Source organism: Kribbella sp. NPDC026596, from assembly GCF_040638415.1.
Classification (GTDB): domain Bacteria; phylum Actinomycetota; class Actinomycetes; order Propionibacteriales; family Kribbellaceae; genus Kribbella.
This window is the reverse complement of record NZ_JBEZYF010000004.1, coordinates 59,760-78,028: the sequence shown is the minus strand read 5'-3', so window position 1 is coordinate 78,028 and position 18,269 is coordinate 59,760. Positions and strand designations below refer to the sequence as shown.

Annotated in this window: 23 protein-coding genes and 1 riboswitch; of the genes, 10 read left to right on the top strand and 13 right to left on the bottom strand. The window is 68.8% G+C overall.

The genetic code is table 11. The features are described from left to right. Window positions 1-36: 36 nt before the first annotated feature. The 3 genes from AB0E63_RS04450 to AB0E63_RS04440 are packed head-to-tail and all read left to right on the top strand — an operon-like array spanning window position 37 to window position 1,903. Window positions 37-885: a fumarylacetoacetate hydrolase family protein gene (locus AB0E63_RS04450; protein WP_360361235.1), complete on the top strand. Its 849-nt coding sequence runs from the start codon at window positions 37-39 to the stop codon at window positions 883-885. A 33-nt stretch (window positions 886-918) separates the two neighbouring features. Continuing rightward, complete coding sequence (locus AB0E63_RS04445) at window positions 919-1,515, top strand: class I SAM-dependent methyltransferase (protein ID WP_360361232.1); 597 nt, start codon at window positions 919-921, stop codon at window positions 1,513-1,515. A gap of 10 nt (window positions 1,516-1,525) precedes the next feature. Next, window positions 1,526-1,903: a VOC family protein gene (locus AB0E63_RS04440; RefSeq protein WP_360361229.1), complete on the top strand. Its 378-nt coding sequence runs from the start codon at window positions 1,526-1,528 to the stop codon at window positions 1,901-1,903. 27 nt (window positions 1,904-1,930) lie between these two features. Here AB0E63_RS04440 and AB0E63_RS04435 read toward each other — a convergent pair whose 3' ends face one another. From AB0E63_RS04435 to AB0E63_RS04415, 5 genes are all read right to left on the bottom strand, one after another. Then, complete coding sequence (locus AB0E63_RS04435; protein WP_360361226.1) at window positions 1,931-2,302, bottom strand: hypothetical protein; 372 nt, start codon at window positions 2,300-2,302, stop codon at window positions 1,931-1,933. Further along, window positions 2,299-3,396, bottom strand: coding sequence for an alpha/beta hydrolase (locus AB0E63_RS04430; protein WP_360361223.1), 1,098 nt, complete (start codon window positions 3,394-3,396; stop codon window positions 2,299-2,301). Before AB0E63_RS04430 ends, AB0E63_RS04435 begins: the two co-directional genes overlap by 4 nt. A gap of 76 nt (window positions 3,397-3,472) precedes the next feature. Further along, window positions 3,473-4,024: a histidine phosphatase family protein gene (locus tag AB0E63_RS04425; protein WP_360361220.1), complete on the bottom strand. Its 552-nt coding sequence runs from the start codon at window positions 4,022-4,024 to the stop codon at window positions 3,473-3,475. Then, entirely contained in the window at window positions 4,021-4,770 is a 750-nt protein-coding gene (locus AB0E63_RS04420; RefSeq protein ID WP_360361218.1) for a CbtA family protein, read from the bottom strand. Before AB0E63_RS04420 ends, AB0E63_RS04425 begins: the two co-directional genes overlap by 4 nt. 5 nt (window positions 4,771-4,775) lie before the next feature. Further along, window positions 4,776-4,973 (bottom strand): CbtB-domain containing protein, encoded by a 198-nt coding sequence (locus tag AB0E63_RS04415; protein WP_360361215.1) that lies wholly within the window; start codon window positions 4,971-4,973, stop codon window positions 4,776-4,778. Window positions 4,974-5,026: 53 nt separating this feature from the next. Continuing rightward, window positions 5,027-5,092, bottom strand: a riboswitch (cobalamin riboswitch). Window positions 5,093-5,283: 191 nt separating this feature from the next. Between AB0E63_RS04415 and AB0E63_RS04410 the strand changes: the two genes are divergently transcribed. Then, the gene (locus AB0E63_RS04410) at window positions 5,284-5,925 is read left to right on the top strand and encodes a LysE family translocator (protein ID WP_360361212.1); all 642 of its coding nucleotides are present in this window, start codon (window positions 5,284-5,286) and stop codon (window positions 5,923-5,925) included. Here AB0E63_RS04410 and AB0E63_RS04405 read toward each other — a convergent pair. The 3 genes from AB0E63_RS04405 to AB0E63_RS04395 all read right to left on the bottom strand — a co-directional run bounded on the left by AB0E63_RS04405 (window position 5,915) and on the right by AB0E63_RS04395 (window position 8,738). Further along, complete coding sequence (locus AB0E63_RS04405; protein WP_360361209.1) at window positions 5,915-7,291, bottom strand: MFS transporter; 1,377 nt, start codon at window positions 7,289-7,291, stop codon at window positions 5,915-5,917. The two genes, AB0E63_RS04410 and AB0E63_RS04405, sit on opposite strands and share 11 nt — an antisense overlap. 43 nt (window positions 7,292-7,334) lie before the next feature. Beyond that, window positions 7,335-7,703, bottom strand: a complete 369-nt coding sequence (locus AB0E63_RS04400) for a DUF1304 domain-containing protein (RefSeq protein WP_360361206.1) — start codon at window positions 7,701-7,703, stop codon at window positions 7,335-7,337. 126 nt (window positions 7,704-7,829) lie between these two features. Next, on the bottom strand, window positions 7,830-8,738 hold the full coding sequence (locus AB0E63_RS04395) for a hypothetical protein (protein WP_360361203.1): 909 nt from the start codon (window positions 8,736-8,738) through the stop codon (window positions 7,830-7,832). A gap of 101 nt (window positions 8,739-8,839) precedes the next feature. Here AB0E63_RS04395 and AB0E63_RS04390 point away from each other — a divergent pair, with 101 nt between their 5' ends. After that, window positions 8,840-9,391, top strand: coding sequence for a CGNR zinc finger domain-containing protein (locus AB0E63_RS04390; protein WP_360361201.1), 552 nt, complete (start codon window positions 8,840-8,842; stop codon window positions 9,389-9,391). 67 nt (window positions 9,392-9,458) lie between these two features. On the opposite strand, the gene AB0E63_RS04385 is transcribed toward AB0E63_RS04390, so the two are convergent. Further along, entirely contained in the window at window positions 9,459-11,291 is a 1,833-nt protein-coding gene (locus tag AB0E63_RS04385; protein ID WP_360361198.1) for a DEAD/DEAH box helicase, read from the bottom strand. A gap of 211 nt (window positions 11,292-11,502) precedes the next feature. Here AB0E63_RS04385 and AB0E63_RS04380 point away from each other — a divergent pair, with 211 nt between their 5' ends. Then, window positions 11,503-12,012 carry a DinB family protein gene (locus AB0E63_RS04380; protein WP_360361195.1) on the top strand — a complete coding sequence of 170 codons (510 nt, stop codon included), beginning with the start codon at window positions 11,503-11,505 and terminating at the stop codon, window positions 12,010-12,012. A gap of 1 nt (window position 12,013) precedes the next feature. Here the strand turns inward: AB0E63_RS04380 and AB0E63_RS04375 are convergent, their stop codons facing one another. The 3 genes from AB0E63_RS04375 to AB0E63_RS04365 are packed head-to-tail and all read right to left on the bottom strand — an operon-like array spanning window position 12,014 to window position 13,516. Continuing rightward, window positions 12,014-12,682 carry a TetR family transcriptional regulator gene (locus AB0E63_RS04375; RefSeq protein WP_360361192.1) on the bottom strand — a complete coding sequence of 223 codons (669 nt, stop codon included), beginning with the start codon at window positions 12,680-12,682 and terminating at the stop codon, window positions 12,014-12,016. Next, the gene (locus AB0E63_RS04370) at window positions 12,654-13,064 is read right to left on the bottom strand and encodes a DCC1-like thiol-disulfide oxidoreductase family protein (protein WP_360361189.1); all 411 of its coding nucleotides are present in this window, start codon (window positions 13,062-13,064) and stop codon (window positions 12,654-12,656) included. Before AB0E63_RS04370 ends, AB0E63_RS04375 begins: the two co-directional genes overlap by 29 nt. 14 nt (window positions 13,065-13,078) lie before the next feature. Further along, a complete protein-coding gene (locus AB0E63_RS04365; protein WP_360361186.1) occupies window positions 13,079-13,516 on the bottom strand; it encodes a hypothetical protein in 438 nt (145 codons plus the stop codon). Window positions 13,517-13,637: 121 nt separating this feature from the next. On the opposite strand from AB0E63_RS04365, the gene AB0E63_RS04360 reads away from it, so the two are divergent. From AB0E63_RS04360 to AB0E63_RS04350, 3 genes are all read left to right on the top strand, one after another. Further along, window positions 13,638-14,684, top strand: a complete 1,047-nt coding sequence (locus AB0E63_RS04360; protein WP_360361183.1) for an amidohydrolase family protein — start codon at window positions 13,638-13,640, stop codon at window positions 14,682-14,684. Next, a complete protein-coding gene (locus tag AB0E63_RS04355; RefSeq protein WP_360361180.1) occupies window positions 14,681-15,037 on the top strand; it encodes a nuclear transport factor 2 family protein in 357 nt (118 codons plus the stop codon). The genes AB0E63_RS04360 and AB0E63_RS04355 overlap by 4 nt, the downstream gene beginning before the upstream one ends. Window positions 15,038-15,182: 145 nt before the next feature. Next, window positions 15,183-16,625 carry an ankyrin repeat domain-containing protein gene (locus tag AB0E63_RS04350; RefSeq protein ID WP_360361177.1) on the top strand — a complete coding sequence of 481 codons (1,443 nt, stop codon included), beginning with the start codon at window positions 15,183-15,185 and terminating at the stop codon, window positions 16,623-16,625. On the opposite strand, the gene AB0E63_RS04345 is transcribed toward AB0E63_RS04350, so the two are convergent. Then, window positions 16,591-17,694: a calcium:proton antiporter gene (locus tag AB0E63_RS04345; RefSeq protein WP_360361175.1), complete on the bottom strand. Its 1,104-nt coding sequence runs from the start codon at window positions 17,692-17,694 to the stop codon at window positions 16,591-16,593. The two genes, AB0E63_RS04350 and AB0E63_RS04345, sit on opposite strands and share 35 nt — an antisense overlap. 64 nt (window positions 17,695-17,758) lie before the next feature. Between AB0E63_RS04345 and AB0E63_RS04340 the strand changes: the two genes are divergently transcribed. Next, a complete protein-coding gene (locus AB0E63_RS04340) occupies window positions 17,759-18,265 on the top strand; it encodes a GNAT family N-acetyltransferase (RefSeq protein WP_360361172.1) in 507 nt (168 codons plus the stop codon). Window positions 18,266-18,269 lie beyond the last annotated feature (4 nt).

Here is an 18,269-nt window from a genome sequence, read left to right as displayed (position 1 = left end):
CCACCCAGGACCAGAACCGTCATCAGGGAGATTTCTGTGGAACTGCTGCGCCTCGGCGCGGTCGGTGAGGAGCGCCCGTACGTGCGCGCCGCCGACGGCACCGTTCACGACCTGAGCCCGCTCACCGCCGACATCGACGGCGACTTCCTCGCCTCCGACGGCATCGCCCGTACGCGCGCCGCACTCGACGCCGGCGAACTCCTGGCGGCCGACGTCGCCGGCCTACGGGTCGGTGCTCCGATCGCCCGGCCGGGCGCGGTGGTCTGCATCGGCATGAACTACGCCGCCCACGCGGCCGAGTCCGGATCCGAGCCGCCGAAGCAGCCGATCGTGTTCTTCAAGCACCCGAGCACCGTCGTCGGGCCGGACGACGAGGTGCTCGTCCCGCGCGGCTCGACCAAGACCGACTGGGAGGTCGAGCTCGCCGTCATCATCGGCAAGCAGGCCCGGTACGTCGAGACCGACGAAGAGGCCCTGGCCTGCATCGCCGGGTACGCGGTCTCGAACGACGTGTCGGAGCGCGCCTTCCAGATCGAGCAGTCCGGTGGGCAGTGGTCCAAGGGCAAGTGTTGCGAGACGTTCAACCCGCTCGGCCCGGCGCTGGTGCCGGCCGACGAGGTCGACCCCGACAACCTGGCCCTGAAGTCCTGGGTGAACGGCGAGGCGCGGCAGGACTCGAACACCCGGGACATGGTCTTCTCCGTGGCGGCGCTGATCCGCGACCTCTCGCAGTACATGGTCCTGAGCCCCGGCGACATCCTGAACACCGGCACCCCGGAGGGCGTCGCGCTGTCCGGCCGCTTCCCGTACCTGGCACCCGGCGACACGATGGAGCTCGAGATCCAGGGTCTGGGCAAGCAGAAGCAGTCCCTCGGCAAGGCCTGATTTTCTGTCGGCGCGGCCTTCTAAGGTCGCGCCATGACAGATCATCTGGTGGGGATCCGCACTTCCTACGACACCGTCGCGACGTCGTACGCCGAGCTCGTGCAGGACGGCGCGGACTGGGAGCCTGAGGGCTTCGACCTGTTGGCCAAGCTGGCTGATGGTCGTCCGGTCATCGATGTCGGGTGCGGGCCCGGCCGGACGACCGCCCTGCTGGCCGCGCGCGGTGTGCAGGTGACCGGGATCGACCTGTCCCCCGGGATGATCGCAGTCGCCCGGCGGGATCACCCCGAGCTGGACTTCCGCGTCGGTTCGATGACCGGGCTGGACCTCCCCGACGGCCGGCTCGGCGGCGTCCTGTCGTGGTGGTCGATCATCCACCTGCCGCGCGACGTCGTACCCCAGGCGTTCGCCGAGTTCCACCGCGTCCTCGCGCCCGGCGGGATCCTCTTGCTCGGCTTCCACGTCGGCACCGAGAGCACGCACAAGACTTCCGGGTACGGCGATCTGCCGATGGATCTGTACGTCCATCGCTGGCTTCCCGAAGGCCTCACCGAGATCGCGGTCAAGGCCGGCTTCACGCCGTACGTGGACGGCGATATTCCGCCTGACCGCCTGGCGTTCCGGAAGTAGTCTTCGGCGCATGACTTCGCGCGTGCGGACCGTGACCTTCGACGCCCATGACCCCTACGAACTGGCCGGCTTCTGGCTGCAGGTGCTCAAGGCACCGCGTCCCGACGACGACCACCCCGAGGATCCCTACGCGGCGGTGGTGACGGACAAGCTGACGCTGCTGTTCGAACGGAACAACGACGAGAAGGCCGCCAAGAACCGCGTCCACCTCGACCTCGAGCCGGACGGCCCACGCGACGCCGAGCTCGAGTGGCTACTCACGCTCGGCGCCACCATCGCCCACGACCACCGCGAACCCGACGGCACCGGCTGGGTCACCATGCACGACCCGGAAGGCAACGAGTTCTGCGTACTCCGCAGCGCCGCCGAACGAGCCGCGACGACCTGACGCCTCGCCGAGTCACGGCGTGATGCGTCACGGCGCGACCGGGGTCTCCCCGGTGAACGTGATCCGCCAGTCCGTCGACCAGGCGTGTACCGCGACGTCGAACCCGTCGCGGGCGGCGATCACGCGGTAGTGACCGCTCTCCTCGGGCGCGACCTCGGCGGTCCACCCTCGGGCCCGGAACGCTTCCGCCGCGGCGTCGACAGCAGCGGCCGGGTCCGGGGCCTGCGGGTCGCCGGTCTCGACGGTGATCCTGAAGACGGTCGCCGGGCCGCGACCGTCGAACAGAACGGCCGGATTCACCGGTCCCGGGTCGTGCGTGACCACCGGTCGCTGATCCGGTACGACGGCAGCCGCAACCGCAAGCAACTCGTTCCGGAGGAACTCCCGTCCGGCGATCATCGGCGCGGCCCTTCCTGCTGCCGGGAGCGTGACGTGAAGCCTTGGGCGGAGGTTTTCGACGCGGCGGCCCGGGCGGAGTCCTGCGACGGCTTGGTGAGTGACACAACCCCGTCGTACACCTTCGACGCGGCGCCCGCGACCGCGTTCAAGGCCCCACCCCATGAGGCGCCGAGCGCCAACTTGGTCTCGGCCGACCGACTGGTGTTCGTCGTCGTGATCGCGGTCAGGTCGCCCCGGACCACCCGGCCGATGTTGCGCAGCGCCTCGCTGTTGGGTCGGTAGTACTCGTTGTGCCAGTGCACCGAGACCGCCTCGTCGTTGGCCAGTGGATCGTTGGTCGCCATCCTGATCGCGTCCGGAAAGGTGGCCGGATCCGGGCCGTGCCACTCGCTGTACGCGACATAGTCCCCCGGCGCGCGTTCGACGTACAGGCGGGTCGGGGTCGGTACGAAATCGGCCGCCTCGTCGATGTACTTCGTGATTCCGGGCGATCCGGTCAGGACGACCCTGTCCGCCCGGCCACCGTTCAGCAGCGCCTGGCCGACTACGTCGGTGCCGTAGGAGTGACCGATCAGCGTGCTCTTCGCGTCGTGCGTCTTCAGGTGATCGAGATCGGTCAGGAAGGTCGCCAGCCGCGGCCCGCCGTCCAGCGCCGCTTGCTTGCTCGCTGCCGCCGGCAGCCCCTGCGGCGAGTCGTAATCGAGCCACACCACCACGGCCGTGCCCGGTCCCGACTCCTGCCGGATCAGGTCGCCGCGGTCGGACTGCCCGCGGAACGTGTCCAGGCTGTTGCCCATCCCAGGGACCAGTACCGCGACGTTCCGCGCTTGGTCGAGCTCGCCGTGCACCTCCACCGCCCGGCCCTGGCCGGCGGGATCCACCTCGAGGAACTGACGTGGTCGCCGGACCTCGACGACCTTGCCGTCGGCATTCACCGCCGTGACGATGACCGGGGTCAGAAGTTCAAGAACAGTGCCCAGCCGCCGTCGGTCGTCATCCGTCGCGGCACCCGCGTCGACCGCGGCCTGCAGGCGGTCCCGGGCGGCTACGAGTCGTCCGTGGTTGGCGCGGTACCGCTCGGCAAGCTGATCCATCGCGACTCCCCGTGACTGCCGATCACCTGAGCGTGAGACCGGCACCGGCAGTCTGACACGTCAGAAGACCAGCCGGTCAGCGGAAGGCGAGGGACCAGTTGCCGGTGTGATGGGAGAGATTCACGGTGGCCAGCGGACGAACGTCCACGTGGCGGAGCGACTCAGCGGGCGCGTCGACGACGTACAGGACGACGGCCCGGGCGATCGCGGGATGGACGACGGCCAGCACCGTGCTGCGATCGTCGTGGCGCTCGGCCAGGTCCCCGAGCCAGTCGGCCACGCGGCCGAGGACGTCGTTCTCGGTCTCGCCGCCCGGGGTCGCGGTGTGCGGGCGCTCGAGCCAGGCAGACACCCGCTCCGGATCCGCCGCGAGCAACTCCTCGAGCCCCCGGCCGGCCCAGTCGCCGTACTCGCGGTCCCGGAGGGCCGACTCGACGACCGGGGTCAGGCCGAGCGCCTCAGCGGTGCGTACGGCGGCCCGCTCGGGGCCGGCGTACACCGCATCGGCGTGGAGCTTCAGCTCGCGGGCAGCCTCGACACTCGCGGGATCCGGCTCGGCGTCGCCACCGAGCACCAGTCCACGCAACGCGGGTGTCAAGGCATGCGCGATCAGCGTCAATGCCGTCAAGCGGCGACCACCTTCTGTCGAGCCAGCCGGCGGTCCACTGTGGCGGCGTACCCAAAGCCGAGTAGGAGCCACAGCGTCGCCTGCGTACCGAGCGAGGCGAACCGGAACTGCCACAGCAGCGTAGCCGGGAACGTCTCCGGAACCTCGTTGATTCGCGGCAGGATCAGGTACGCCGCCACGATCGTGACGAGGAAGCCGATCACCCCACCGGCGAGCCGGGCGAGGTCGCCGTACCGCTCGGCCCAGCGGGACGCGGCGACACCGGCCCAGACCGCGAGCAGGCCGATCACCAGCGTGAGGAGGTACGTCACGGTCCGCCGGGTGATCGTGTCCGGGTCACCGACCGCGGGCGGGTTCGGTGGGTACTTGAGGAACGGCACCAGCACCATCCCGACGAATCCGGCCGCGGCCAGGCCGAGGGCGGCGTACGCGTCGTTCTCGGTCCGGAGCTTGCGCCGGAGCAGGGTGAACCCGACGGCGAACATGCCGCCGAGGGCGACGCCGTACAGGCTGGTGGCAAGGAAGAGGCCGGCCTTCTGGCCTTCGCGGCTGACGAGCGGCTCTTCTTCGGCGGCAGGTTCAGTGCTGTCGCCATGGTCGTGGGTGTGCGCGGCACCGGCCTCTTCGATCGCGATGGCCGCGTCGACACGCGGTTCACCCATCACGTACGCGAAAGTTCCGGCCAGCAGGCCGGCGAAGAGTCCGACGATCAGTCCGCGCACCAGGAGCGATCCGAAGGTGCGCATGAGATCTAGTGGCAGGGCACGCCGAGAAGGTGCCGGCCGTCATGCATCAGCTCGTGCAGGTACATCCCGGACTGGGAGACCGCGCCCTGGTCGAACCCGACCAGGTAGGCGAGCAGAAGCATCAGACCGACGCTGAGCAGCGCGAGGGCGAGAAGCCGGGGTGAGAATGCCGGTACGGCGACCGAGCGGGCAGGAGCTGCCATCTTGTACCTCCTGGGGAAGTGCGCGTCCCCTTCGAAAGGCTGCTGGTGCCCGAGCGTCCTGACTCACGAGCAGAGCTCGCTCACAGTGGCGCGGCCGTGCCGGACTTCCACCGGCTTCCCTCATGGCACCGCAGTTTGTCCTACGAACCGTAGAGCCCGCCCAAGAGCCCGGTCAACGCATCACGGCGCGCCGGTGATCTATCCCACCCGCCCAATCACCCCCGCGTGGGGGCGGATGGTGTGGCGGTGGTCTGTCCCATCCGGCGAAATCGGTGGTGCGGCGCGATCGGGTCGCACTTACTCTGGGGGGATGCCGTCCGCTCATCATCTGGTCGCGTTTGCGATCACCGCGTTCATCATCATCGTCGTGCCCGGGCCGAGTGTGCTGTTCATCGTCGGGCGGGCGCTCGCGGTCGGGCGGCGGGAGGCGGTGCTGACGATGGTCGGCAACACCGTCGGCGCGTCGGTGCTGCTCGTCCTGGTCTCGCTCGGTCTCGGCACCCTGATCGCGGCCAGCGCCATCGCCCTGACCATCGTGAAGCTGGCGGGAGCGGCGTACCTGATCTATCTCGGCGTGCACGCGTTCCGGACCCGGAAGTCGCTGGTCGAGGCGATGACAAGCGGCGTGAAGCCGGGCACCACCCGCCGGACGCTCCGGCAGGGCTTCCTGGTCGGGCTCACCAACGCCAAGACCGCGGTCTTCTTCGCCGCGGTGCTGCCGCAGTTCGTGGACAAGGGCGCGAGCACCCCGGCCTCGGCCCAGATCCTCGTCCTCGGCCTGATCTTCATCCTGATCGCGCTCTGCTCCGACAGCGTTTGGGCCGTCGTCGCCGGCACCGCCCGCGAGTGGTTCGCCCGCTCACCGCGCCGGCTCGAGCTGGTCGGCGGCACCGGCGGCCTGATGATCATCGGCCTCGGCGCCAGCATCGCCGTGACGGGCTCTAAGGAGTAGCAGTCCGCCGGCCCGCCTGTACGCCGAGCAGCGCGAGCAGAGCCGGGAGCCCGAAGGCCACCAGGTACGCCGTCATCGCGGAATGCGGCTCGAGTGCGGCGAACAGCGACCCGCCGACCGCCAGGACCGTTGCCGTGGCCAACGAGTCACTCAGCTGCAGCGCGGAACTGTTCGCGCCCTGCTGATCGCGCTCCGAGTACTCGAGGACCAGTACGGACAGCGTCGGGAAGACCGTACCCATGCCGAGCCCGGTGAGGCTCCAGCCCAGGATGCCGACGACGACCGGCACCTGTGAGTTGAGCGTCAACGCCGCGGTGACGATGCCGAGCAGGATCAAGACCATGCCGGCTTGCAGGAAGACAGCGTGCGAGAACGGCTGGTTCGGGCGGCCGCGGTACCAGGAGGCGGCGGTCCAGCTCAGAGCGCTCACGGTCAGCACCAGCCCCGCGAGTGCCGGGGACAGGCCGCGCTCCCGGGTGAGCATCAGCGGCAGGAACACCTCAGCGCCGAAGCCAGCTGCCGCAACCAGACCGCGCAAAGCAACCACCGACGGCAAGCCGCGTCCGAACGTGAACGTCCCACTCGGCAACAGCCGCGGCGCGAACGCGATCACGCCGGCCAACCCGACCCCGAGCAGGACAAGCTGGAGTACGCCGCGTTGCTGGCCACCGTAGTGCAGCAGGCCGACGCCGACCGCGGCCGCGATCGCCAACATGGCCCGCTTGTCCCAAAGCCGTCCCGGCCGTGCCTCGTGAGCACTCCCGCGGGCCAGACCGGGCCGCATCACGAGCGCGGCCGGGATCGCCATCGCCGGTACGGCGAGGAAGACGATCCGCCAACTGGTGTGCTCGACGATCAGTCCGGCGATCGCGGGACCGACCAGTGATGGGACCACCCAGCCGGTCGCGAAGGCGGCGAAGATCCGCGGGCGCAACCGGGCCGGGTACAGCTGCCCGACGACGACGTACAGGGCGACTGTCAGCAAGCCGGAACCGAAGCCCTGGATGATCCGGCCGGCGACCAGGACCTCCATACTCGGAGCCAGCCCAGCGATGATCAGACCGGCCAGGAACCATGCGGTCCCGTGCCAGAGCGGGCGGGTCGGGCCCTTGAGGTCGCTCCAAGTTCCGGAGACCACCATTGCAACCACACCGGAGGCAAGTGGGCCGCCGAACGCGAGCGCGTACAGGCTGAGTCCGTCCAGCGCCTGCGCGACGGTCGGCATCGCGGTCGTGACGGCGAGGGACTCGAACGCGACCAGGGTGATCAGCGCGACCATCCCGACCGTCAGTGCCCGGTACTGCGGTGCGAGTACGCCGCCTGAATCAGTGGCCGGTGCGGTTCCGGGCTCGGCAGTGGTGGTCATGCCGAGAACCTTCGGACATCAAGTGGACTTTAAGTCAAGCCCATCAGAGGATCGCGGCGAGCACCAATGCGATGATCGGCGGGCCGGCCTGGGTCGCGGCGGCGCGGACCATCCGCCGGTCGGACGCGACGAGCACGATGCCGGCGCCCGCCATGCACGCACACGCGAACAGCGCGATGGCGTGTCCCTTGTCGCCGCCCCAGATCAGACCGCCGAGCGCGCCGATCGCCAGGAACAGATTGTAGAAGCCCTGGTTGAACGCCCACGGCGCGGTCGCTGCGGCCTCGGCTTCGTCCTTGACCAGGAACCGCTTGTAGGTGCTCGGCTTGCGGAACAGGAGGCTCTCCATCGCAAACACCGCGACATGAAACAGCCCGGCCAGCACCACGAAGACCTGCGCGATCACGCTCATCCACGTCCTCGCTTCGCTCCGGGCGCGGCTGAGGCACAAGACGCACTCTGCTTGATGATGACCTCGCTTCGCTCGCTCATGGCGGAACCGTACAGTCGCCGGGCCGGTACAACCCGCGACCCGCCGTCAGCCTCGCCAGTCGACAGCGAACGCTCGCGCGGGATTAGTCCTGAAGACGGCCGCCGCTACCTCTGCGCCCAGGTGACGCTCGATCCTGGGTCGGAGGTGTGTGAGCAAGTACGGCATACCGGGACCTTCACCTGTCGCAGCACGGGCTCGCGCCGTCGTCGTGTCACCGCCGAGCAGCAGCCGATCGGCGTACCCGGCGTCGACCAGCGCGGCCAGGCAGTCCAGCAGCTGGGGATCGGTCGCGTTGTTCGCCCGCGACGGCCCGTCGAACGCCAGCCATGCACCCCGCGCGGCCAACTCGAGATGCACACGGTGATCCGGGAACCGGTTGAGATGCCCGAGAATCATTGCCGCCGGATGTACGTCGAGCTCGTCGACCAGCAGATCCAGTACGGCGTCCGCCGCGGACCCGAGCTCGTGATGGATCGCGATCGGCGCACCGGTCTGGTGGTGAGCCTCGGCCGCGGCCCGCATCACCAACTCCGCGTGCGCATCCAGGACGTGAAACCCGCCGGCGACCTTGATCAGTCCGGCCCGGACCGAACTGTTGCCGATACCAACGGTCAGTTCACGCACGAAGATCTCGGCGAGATCATCCCGCACCTTGTCGACGAAGCCCTCCGGGTAGTGCTCCCGCCGATGCAGTCCGGTCGCCGCGATCAGCGAAACCCCCGTGCTGGTTGAGATTCCGGGCAACAGTTCAGCCTGGCGACCCAGTCCGTACGGCGTCCATTGCACGATCGCCTGTCCGCCGGCCGCCGCAAACGCCTCGACTTCAGCGACCGCGGCGGCTTCGTCGTCCAGCTCCTGCCCGGGCAGCACCGCCGAACGAAAGAACAGATGGTCATGGGAGTCGGTGACACCTAGCGCCTCCGGCCGCAGCTCACCCAGGACGGTGCGGATCACGACTCCTCCTCGAACGCTGCGGTCGCCGGCGTCCTGCATCGCATCCTCCTGTAACGGTTGAACCGTTACCAACGTAACGGGTGAGGCGTTACGATGTCCAGGTGGTCGATCGGATGGAGTTCCGGCTGGACTGTGGCGCGACGTGGCTGAACCTGCTGGCCACGCGGGGAACGCACTTCGGGGAGCACCCGGTGGAGCGGATCCCGACGGTCGAGCGGTTCACAGAGTGGTTGGAGCAGGTCGAGCTGCGGCCGGCGCGTGCGGTACGGGCGGCGGACCTGCAGGCGGCGTGGGACCTCCGCGAAACGCTGCGGCCGATCGCGCTCGCGACCGTCGACGGCGTGGCGCCCGACCCCGGGCAGGTGGAGGCGCTCGGCCGATTCCTCGACTCCGGCCAGGTCAGGCTCATCGTGACCGACCGGCTGGTTCGCAGTCGCCCGGCGACCACCACCGATGCACTCGAACGGATCGCGCGGCAGGCGGTGGATCAGCTGACCGGCCCGGAGCGCGCCTTTCTCTTCGCCTGCTCCGAGTCCGACTGCCGAGGCGTCTTCATCGACACCACCGGGCGCCGCCGCTGGTGTCCCAACCCAGCCTGCGCCACCCGCGGCCGAGTCCGCGCCCACCGCGCGCGAAAGGCCCAGTCGCAATGACTGGGCCTTCAGCTCGAGCAGTGCGCCGATTGGCCGGCGGTGAGGCCGACCGGCACGTCCGATGAGGTCAGCGGCCTCGGCGGGAGGTGCCGGCGCGGGAGCCCGCGGAGAACGCTGCGGCACCGGCTGGACGACTCGTCGATCCCGGGGTGCTCGTGGTGTAGGTCTTCGACCCGCCCGAGCCCGCGCGGGCCTTGGAACGGCCCGCGCCCCGCGCTCCACGAGACGGCTGGGACGAGCGACCCGACGGGGCCGACTGGGATGACCGGTCCGATTTGGCTGATCCCGAGCGGGCTGAGCCTTGCTCGGTCGCTTGCGGAGCGGAGCCCGAGGCGCGCCGGCGGCGGTTGCCCCGGCCCGAACCACGACCGCCCGCGCCACGACCGCCCGATCCCGCGCCACGCTCCTGTTCGACCGGCTTGGCCGCCGGCTCGACGAAGGTGCGCTCGCCAGGGGCCAGCTCGGTCAGCAGCGGATCGCCGGAGGCGAGTTTCGTGATGGTCGGCGCGATACCGGCCTTGCGGGTCAGGTCGCGGACATCGCGCACCTGGTCGTCGGTCATCAGCGTGACGACCGTACCCTCGGCACCCGCGCGAGCCGTCCGCCCGGACCGGTGCAGGTAGGCCTTGTGCTCGATCGGCGGGTCGGCGTGGATGACCAGCGCGACGTCGTCGACGTGGATCCCACGCGCCGCGATATCGGTGGCGACCAGCGTCTTCGCCGTACCGGCCGAGAAGGCCTCCAGGTTCCGCGTACGGGCGCCCTGCGACAGATTCCCGTGCAGTTCGACAGCCGGAACACCCAGGGCGATCAGCTTCTTGGTCAACGCCTTGGCGCCGTACTTCGTCCTCGTGAAGACGAGCGAACGTCCGGGCGCGGCGGTCAGGTCGACGAGCACCGGCAGCCGGGTGTCGGCCTTCACGTGCAGGACGTGGTGCGTCATCTTGGACACCGGCGACTGCGCCGAGTCGACACTGTGCGTGACCGGGTCGGTCATGAAGCGCTGGACGAGTACGTCGACGCCGGCGTCCAGCGTGGCCGAGAACAGCAGCCGCTGGGCGGTCGACGGGGTCGCCTGGAGGATCCGGCGTACCGCGGGCAGGAAGCCGAGGTCCGCCATGTGATCAGCCTCGTCGAGGACGGTGATCTCGACCGCGTCGAGCTTCGCGTGCCCGGCCTGGACGTGGTCCTCGAGCCGGCCCGGGCAGGCGACGACGATGTCGGCACCCTTGCGCAGGCCGTTGATCTGCGGGCCGTGACCGACACCGCCGAAGACCGTCATCGTGCGCAGGTCGAGCGCGTCGGCGAGGGGCGTGATCGACGCCTGGATCTGGGTCGCCAGCTCGCGGGTCGGGGCGAGGATCAGCGCGCGCGGGTGGTTCGGGCGGCGCTTGGTCCGGCTGGCCGCGAGGCGAGCCAGCACCGGCAGGACGAACGCGTAGGTCTTACCCGATCCGGTCCGGCCGCGGCCGAGAACATCCTTGCCGGCCAGCGAATCCGGCAACGTCGCCGCCTGGATCGGGAACGGCTTCGTCACGCCGGTGGTCGCAAGAGCGGCCACCAAAGACTCGGGTACGCCGAGATCCGCGAACGTGAGGTCGTCCGGGACAACGAGCGTCGCGACCTCGTCGTACGTGACCGACTCGTTGCTGTCAGCAACCTTCGGCTGCCGCTTGCCGTTGTCGGCGGGCGGGCTGAAGAGCGGGGCGCCGGCGGCGGATTTGTTGCGTCGGGCACCGGAACGGCTGCGGCGGCGCGGTTGCGCCGATCCACCGCGCGGGGCGTCTGTCGAGCTCCGCGGACCGGACTGCTGGGAAGGACCCGATTGCTGGACAGCACCTGCTTGCTGGGAAGGGGATTGTTTCTGGGGGGATGTAGACGTGGGGCGGCTGGCCGCCATGCAATGCTCCAAAGGAAGTCGTGGGTCGTCCTGCCCGGCGCGGCTGTAGTAGGTGCCGCGGCGCGTGGTGGTCGACTGCTGGCGCAAGGTGTTTGCGCTCTCCGGCCCGAGGCAGAACTGGGCGGGCCGTCACGCACAGTCTACGGCACGCGGGTCCAGTCCCCAGCAGTTGTTTCACGGGACGCTCGTCACATGGACTAGGTTCTGGCTCGTGACGACACAGTTCCGGGTGGATCCGCCCACCGCTGCCGGCGAACGCGAACTTCTGCAGGGCTTCCTCGACTTCCACCGCGGCACGCTCCTGTGGAAGGTCTCCGGCCTCACCGGCGAGCAGCTCGTCCAGCGCGCCGTCGACCCGTCCAGCATGTCGCTGATCGGCCTGGTCCGGCACCTGACCGAGGTCGAGAAGTACTGGTTCCACCGCGCCCTCGCCCAGCAGCCGTCCGAGCCGAAGTTCTGGACCGCCGAGCACCCGGACGGCGACTTCGACCTCGCGGACCCGGGCCAGGCCGACCAGGACCTCGAGGACTACCGCCAGACCGTCAAAACCTCCGACGAACTAGCCGCCCGCTACACCCTCGACGACACCTTCACCCGCCCCAACCACGAGGGCGACTACTCCGTCCGCTACCTCTACATCCACATGATCGAGGAATACGCCCGCCACAACGGCCACGCCGACCTCCTCCGCGAAACCATCGACGGCACAACCGGCGAGTAGCTCAGGGTTTGATCGAGCGGATCAGGCCGACGACGTCGTTTACTACGCCTCGGACGCCCGGGATTCGGGTGAGCCTCAGGAGGCGGTCGACGAGGGGGACTGAGCGGTCGATCAGGGTTTTGGTGCGGCGTAGGTCCTCGCTGTTGTCGTGGACCCAGAAGAGGACTATGCCCATCTGGAGGAGCCAGAGGAGTTCGGGGAGCTCGGCCTTCAGGTCGGCGGGGAGCTTGAGGTCTGAGCCTTCGACGACTCGGCGGAAGACCTCGATGCTTGCCTCACGGGCGGGTTGGGACTCCTCACTGAAGGGTGAGAGCGGGCTCTTCGGATCGGCCGCGGTCTTGAAGAAGGTGCCGGCGAACTCGTGGTACGGCGCGGCCACGTCGAGCCACGTCCGGAGTACGCCGGTCATCCGCGGCACGAACGCCTTCTCCGTCGTCAGGATCGACTCGACGGCCTCACGGTGCTGCACCTGCAGGTGGTCGTAGTACGCCTGCATCAGATGCTCTTTGGAGCCGTAGTAGTAGTACGCGTTGCCGACCGAGACCCCCGCCTCGGTGGCGATCGCGCGCATCGTCGTCTTGCCGTACCCCTGCTCGCGGAACAACCGCAGCGCCGTCGACAGGATCAGCTCCCGGGTCTGCTCACCCTTGGCGGTCGCACTGTCCGTCACATCGGTCAGCGTAGTCACCTCCGTTCAAGCGCCGCAGCCCCGCGGCCGCCTGGACCATCGCCCGCGCCACCGGCCGCATGGCCGGACTCGCCAGCCGTACGGCGGTGTGCCGGTGCTCCCACGTACTCCACAGGCACACGATCCACGCCCGGTCGCCGACGTACACGGACCCGTCGTCGGCGACCACCGTCACCTCCCGCAGCGTCGCCTCATGGTCCAGCGACGGGTAGAGCGCCCGCGCGTACGTCGACCCCGCCGCGACGAACCGCAGGCGCACCACCCCTCCCCTCCCGTTCGGCGCCGGCCGCTGTGCCGCCAGCCAGTCCTTGAAGCGGCGGCACAGACCGCAGTGCGCGTCGTACAGAACGGTCAGCTCTTGCATGATCAACGCGGCCTTCAGTAGCCGTAGCGGGGGGCCGTCTCGGTCATGGTCAAGGGAGCGGTCGCAACGATGTCGTTCGGCGGGACCGGCGGGGTGGTCATCTGCTCCATCCGGCTGCGGCGGCGGATCGCGTTGAAGATCCAGACGTTCGACAGGTGCAGCACGCCGAGCACGACCATCACGGTGCCGAGCTTCACGCTCAGCTGCTCGAACACCCCGCGGGCGTCGAGTACCGCACTGCCGCTGCGCAGGAACAACGTCACGAAACCGAGGTTGACCAGGTAGAACCCGACCACCAGCAGCCGGTTCACCGCGTCGGCGAAGTCCTCGTTGCCATGGAACACGTCGACCAGGAAGATCCGGCCGTTCCGGCTCAGCGTCCGGGCCACCCAGATCGTCAGCGGCACCGCGACCAGCAGGTAGATCAGGTACGTCGTCACGTTCAGGTTCATCTTGTCCCCACTTCTTGAACACGTTCAAATCATCGTCGATCCGAGCGTACGGCGACATTTTGAACATGTTCAAGTCATCGAGAACGTGAGCTGGGTCTCCTGCTGCGGCAGGATGGCGACCATGACGACCTGGGTCTTCGAAGGAACCGTCCTCCCAGCCGGTGACGCCGCCCGGCTCGAGTTCGGCACCACGGACGCGACGGGTGCCACGGACCTGCTGCCCGGGCGGTTCGGCGTACCGGGGCTGGTGGACTCGCACTGCCACCTGACCGTGGGGACGGACGAGCTAGGCCCGCGGTTGTTCGGGGCCGACTTCGCCAGTGAGCGGCTCGGGCAACTCGCCGCCGCCGGCGTGAGCGCGGTCCGCGACGTCGGCGGGGACCGCTCGGTCACCCTGAAGCTGGCGGCCACCCAAGACGACGCCCGTCCCGTTGTACTCGCGGCCGGACGATTCCTCGCGCCAAGCGGTCGCTACTTCTCGCGGATGCACGAGCCCGTCGAGCCGGAGGACCTGCTCACCGCGGTCGGCGCCGAACTGGACGACGGCGCCACCTGGCTGAAGCTCGTCGCCGACTTCCCGGCGGTCGGCCCGGACGGCCCGATCCGGGACAGCCCGATGGAGCAGACCTACCCGACCGAGCTGGTCAGGGCCGTCGTCGAGCTAGCCCACGACCGCGGCGCCCGGGTCGCGACGCACACCAATACCGAGATCGTCAGCGACCTGATCCGCGTCGGGGTCGACTCGATCGAGCACGGTACGTCGATCACCGAGCAGGACCTCGAAGTTCTCGGCGCTCGCGGCGGCGCGTGGACGCCGACACTGTGCGCTTCCGTCGGCGCGCGGCCGGACGCCACGCCGGAGCAGGTCAAGCGACGCCAGGCCAAGTCGGAGTACCTCGCGTCGATGCTCGAGCTCGCCGATCGGTACGGCGTTCGCGTGCTGACCGGATCCGATGTCGTCGGGACCGTCGCCGGCGAGATCGATCTACTGGTGAAGCACGGCCTGACGGTCAGCCAGGCGCTGGTGGCCGCGTCGACCGGAGCGCAGGACTACCTCGGGTTGTCCGGCGACGGCAACCTCGTCACGTACGACGCGGATCCGCGCGAACACCCCGAAGTCCTGGCGACCCCGGCCGCGATCGTTCTCAACCACCGCCGAATCTCATGAAGGAGAAGGACCTCGACAAGTGGGTGGCGAGGTACCGCAAGGCCTGGGAGTCCAACGATCCGGCTGATATCGCGGCACTCTGGACCGAGGACGCCGCGTGGTACCGGCGCCCGGACGAGGAGCCGGTCTTAGGTCGGGATGCGATCGTGCAGGCCTGGCTGGAAGTCGCCGACGCTCCGGGTGAGTCGCTGTTCGAGTACGAGGTGCTCGGCTTCGGTGACGGAGTCGGGTTCGTGCGCGGCTGGACGACGTACCAGACCGATCCGCCGGGTGAGTTCAGCAACCTGTGGGTGATCCGGCTCGACCGGGACCGGGCGCACGAGTTCATCGAGTGGTGGATGGAAAAGCCTTAGTCGGTTAGGCTTCCGGGTAGGCACGCAGGGTGCCACCGGTCCGCGGGAAGGGCTCAGCCCACCTGTTCACGGAGCGGTGTGGCATATGTTCACCTCCTTTCTCGCCTGACGACGCGGACAGCAGGCTCGTAGAGAGGAGGTCGCGATGCCGACCCGAAATCTCCCGGACGACCCGAACCTGGAGCACCTGCGCAAGCAGGCCAAGACGTTGCTCAAGCAGGTCCAATCCGGCGACCGAGAAGCCGTTGCCCTGGCCGACGAGTTCCATCCCGTGCAGTCGCTGGCCGACGCGCAGCTGGTGATCGCCCGCAGCTACGGATTCCCCAGCTGGCCGCGGATCGTGCGCCATCTCGAGCTCGTCGACAAGTACAGCCGCTCCCCGCATCGCCAGACGATCGGTGGGCCGCTCGACACCCCGGAGCAACGCGCTGACGAGTTCCTCCGGCTGGCGACACTGCACTACGGCCAGGACGATCCGGCCCGGCAGCAATCCGCCCGGGATCTCCTGGACCGGTTCCCAGAGGTTGCCCAGAGCAACATCTACACGAAGGTGGTGGCCGGCGAGCTGGACGCCGTACGGGCGGAGCTTCCACAGCACGCGCGGACAGAAGGCGGACCGTACCGGTGGGAACCGTTGCTGTATCTCACCTACAGCCGCCTCGACGCACCCCATCAGGTCGAGATCGCTGGATTGCTGCTCGAGCACGACGCGGATCCGAACGCGGGCTACCTGTGGCAGGGCTTGCCGTCGCCCTTCACAGCCCTGACCGGCGTATTCGGCCGAGGTGAAGGCGATCAGCCACCGCATCGCGACCGGGTCGAGCTCGCCCGGCTGCTGCTGGAGGCGGGCGCCGATCCGAACGACAGCCAGACCATGTACAACTGCGGTCCCGGGGCTCCCCCGCCGTACGACGATGTGCACCTGGAGCTCCTGCTCGAGTACGGACTGGGCCGGGGCGACGGCGGTCCGTGGCACGAGCGGATGACGACCGCACACCCGACACCTCAGCAGCTCCTCGAGGACGAACTGGTCTTCGCATCCTCGACCGGCCTCCTCCATCGGGTCGAGCTAGTACTTGCCCAGGGCACCGATCCGGAGGGGCGTGGGACCGAACATCCGGTGTTCTGCGGGCATCGCGCGTACGAGCTGGCCGCCGTACAAGGGCACACCGAGATCGCCGAGCTGCTGCGCGCTCGCGGTGCGGCTCCGCTGGACGAGGTCCACGAGGTGTTCGCCGCGATCATGCGAGGCGAGACCCCGGACGTCAGCCCTGAGCTCGCGGCGCGGGCCGTCGCACGCAATCCCTATCTGCCGATCCGGGCGGGCGAGATCGGGCGGACCGAGGCGCTGGAACCGTTGCGGAACCTCGGCTTCGACCTCGACATCATGGGCGGATCGGGGCCGATCCACCAGGCCGCGATCAACGGTCACCTGGACACGGTCAAGAAGCTCATCGAGCTCGGTGCAGACCCGGAGCGGCGTGATCCGTCGTACGGCGGGAACGCGCTGGGCTGGGCCGAGCACAATCACCAGCAAGCGGTGATCGACTACCTCAAGGGCTTACCGCGAGGAACAGGAACGCGCTGAACACCATCAAGTGAACGGCGCCCTGAAGCAGCGTGGCCCGACCGGTGGCGAGGGTGAGTGTGCTGGTCACCACGGTCAGCGCGAACAGCACCAGTTCCTTGCCATCAAGCCCCAGCACGAGCGGTCCGCTCAGCCAGATGGACGCGACCGCGATCGCCGGGATGGTCAGGCCGATGCTCGCGAGCGCCGAGCCGAGCGCCAGGTTGACGCTGGTCTGGAGGCGGTTCCGCAAAGCCGCGCGTACTGCGGCAACCGTCTCCGGCAGCAGCACCAGCAGCGCGATCACGACACCGACGACAGCCAGCGGCGCGCCGGCCGACTCGACCGCCGACTCCAGTCTCGGCGAGACCGTCTTGGCCAGACCAACCACTGAGATCAGGCAGACGAACAGCAAGCCAAGGCTGGCCAGCGCGACCTTCGCGCTCGGCGCGTGGGCGTGCACCTCCTCGTCCTCGGCGGCGTCGGTGTCCGACTGGACCGGGAGGAAGTAGTCCCGGTGCCGAATCGTCTGCACGAAGACGAAGACGCCGTACATGATCAAGGACGTGACGCCGGCGAACGCGAGCTGCGGCGGACTGAACTGCGGACCCGGCGCGCTCGTGGTGAACGTCGGCAGCACCAAACTCAGCGTGACGAGCGCGGTCATCACGGCCAGTGCACTGCTGGAGGCGTGGACCCGGAACTCCTGGACGTGGTGCCGCACTGAGCCGACAACGAGAGACAGTCCGAGGATGCCGTTGCAGGTGATCATCACCGCGGCGAACACCGTGTCGCGGGCGAGCGACGCAGCCTTGTCACCGCCGGACGCCATCAGCGTGACGATCAGCGCGACCTCGATGACGGTCACGGCGAGCGCGAGGATCAGGGTGCCGAACGGTTCACCGACCCGATGGGCGACGACTTCAGCGTGATGGACCGCTGCGATCACCGCCGCGCCGAGCCCGGCGCAGACCAGGATCAGCAGCACCGTGCCCAGGTCACGGCCCCAGGACACCAACAGGACAACGAAAGCGAGCGGGGGCACGGCCAGACTCCAGCGCGGCAGCCCTTGAACCACGGTGTTTGTCATCCTCAGACAGCCTATCGGGAATCCACTTGGCATCCGGTCTCTGACGGGTGATGCTTCTCGCACGATGACTGTGCAGATCAGGATTGCTACCGACGCTGACTGGCCCGCTATCTGGCCGTTCTTTCACGAGATCGTCACCGCGCGCGAGACGTACACCTACGATCCGGAACTCACCGAGGAGCAGGCGCGGGCGCTGTGGATGTCGCCGTCGAGTTCGGCGTTGGCCCGGACCACGGTTGCGGTCGATGCCGACGGCACCGTTCTGGGCAGCGCCAACATGTATCCGAACCGGCCAGGCCCCGGCGCGCATGTCGCCAGCGCGAGCTTCATGGTCGACGGTGCGGCCCGCGGCAAGGGTGTCGGCCGGTTGCTCTGCGAGGACATGATCGCGTGGGCAGGCCGTGAGGGCTTCCGGTCGATCCAGTTCAACGCCGTGGTGGAGACGAACGAGCCGGCCGTGCACCTCTGGCAGACCCTCGGCTTCCGCATCGCCGGCACCGTCCCCGAGGCGTTCAACCACCCCAAGCTCGGGTACGTCGGTCTGCACGTGATGTACAAACCACTGCGCTAATGGC

Coding starts and splice junctions, on each gene's coding strand:
- AB0E63_RS04340 (WP_360361172.1), top strand. CDS start 17,759: ATGACTGTGCAGATCAGGATTGCTACCGACGCTGACTGGCCCGCTATC.
- AB0E63_RS04430 (WP_360361223.1), bottom strand. CDS start 3,396: ATGGATCAGCTTGCCGAGCGGTACCGCGCCAACCACGGACGACTCGTA.
- AB0E63_RS04365 (WP_360361186.1), bottom strand. CDS start 13,516: ATGAACCTGAACGTGACGACGTACCTGATCTACCTGCTGGTCGCGGTG.
- AB0E63_RS04370 (WP_360361189.1), bottom strand. CDS start 13,064: ATGCAAGAGCTGACCGTTCTGTACGACGCGCACTGCGGTCTGTGCCGC.
- AB0E63_RS04360 (WP_360361183.1), top strand. CDS start 13,638: ATGACGACCTGGGTCTTCGAAGGAACCGTCCTCCCAGCCGGTGACGCC.
- AB0E63_RS04440 (WP_360361229.1), top strand. CDS start 1,526: ATGACTTCGCGCGTGCGGACCGTGACCTTCGACGCCCATGACCCCTAC.
- AB0E63_RS04415 (WP_360361215.1), bottom strand. CDS start 4,973: ATGGCAGCTCCTGCCCGCTCGGTCGCCGTACCGGCATTCTCACCCCGG.
- AB0E63_RS04400 (WP_360361206.1), bottom strand. CDS start 7,703: ATGAGCGTGATCGCGCAGGTCTTCGTGGTGCTGGCCGGGCTGTTTCAT.
- AB0E63_RS04385 (WP_360361198.1), bottom strand. CDS start 11,291: ATGGCGGCCAGCCGCCCCACGTCTACATCCCCCCAGAAACAATCCCCT.
- AB0E63_RS04350 (WP_360361177.1), top strand. CDS start 15,183: ATGCCGACCCGAAATCTCCCGGACGACCCGAACCTGGAGCACCTGCGC.
- AB0E63_RS04420 (WP_360361218.1), bottom strand. CDS start 4,770: ATGCGCACCTTCGGATCGCTCCTGGTGCGCGGACTGATCGTCGGACTC.
- AB0E63_RS04435 (WP_360361226.1), bottom strand. CDS start 2,302: ATGATCGCCGGACGGGAGTTCCTCCGGAACGAGTTGCTTGCGGTTGCG.
- AB0E63_RS04345 (WP_360361175.1), bottom strand. CDS start 17,694: ATGACAAACACCGTGGTTCAAGGGCTGCCGCGCTGGAGTCTGGCCGTG.
- AB0E63_RS04445 (WP_360361232.1), top strand. CDS start 919: ATGACAGATCATCTGGTGGGGATCCGCACTTCCTACGACACCGTCGCG.
- AB0E63_RS04355 (WP_360361180.1), top strand. CDS start 14,681: ATGAAGGAGAAGGACCTCGACAAGTGGGTGGCGAGGTACCGCAAGGCC.
- AB0E63_RS04405 (WP_360361209.1), bottom strand. CDS start 7,291: ATGACCACCACTGCCGAGCCCGGAACCGCACCGGCCACTGATTCAGGC.
- AB0E63_RS04410 (WP_360361212.1), top strand. CDS start 5,284: ATGCCGTCCGCTCATCATCTGGTCGCGTTTGCGATCACCGCGTTCATC.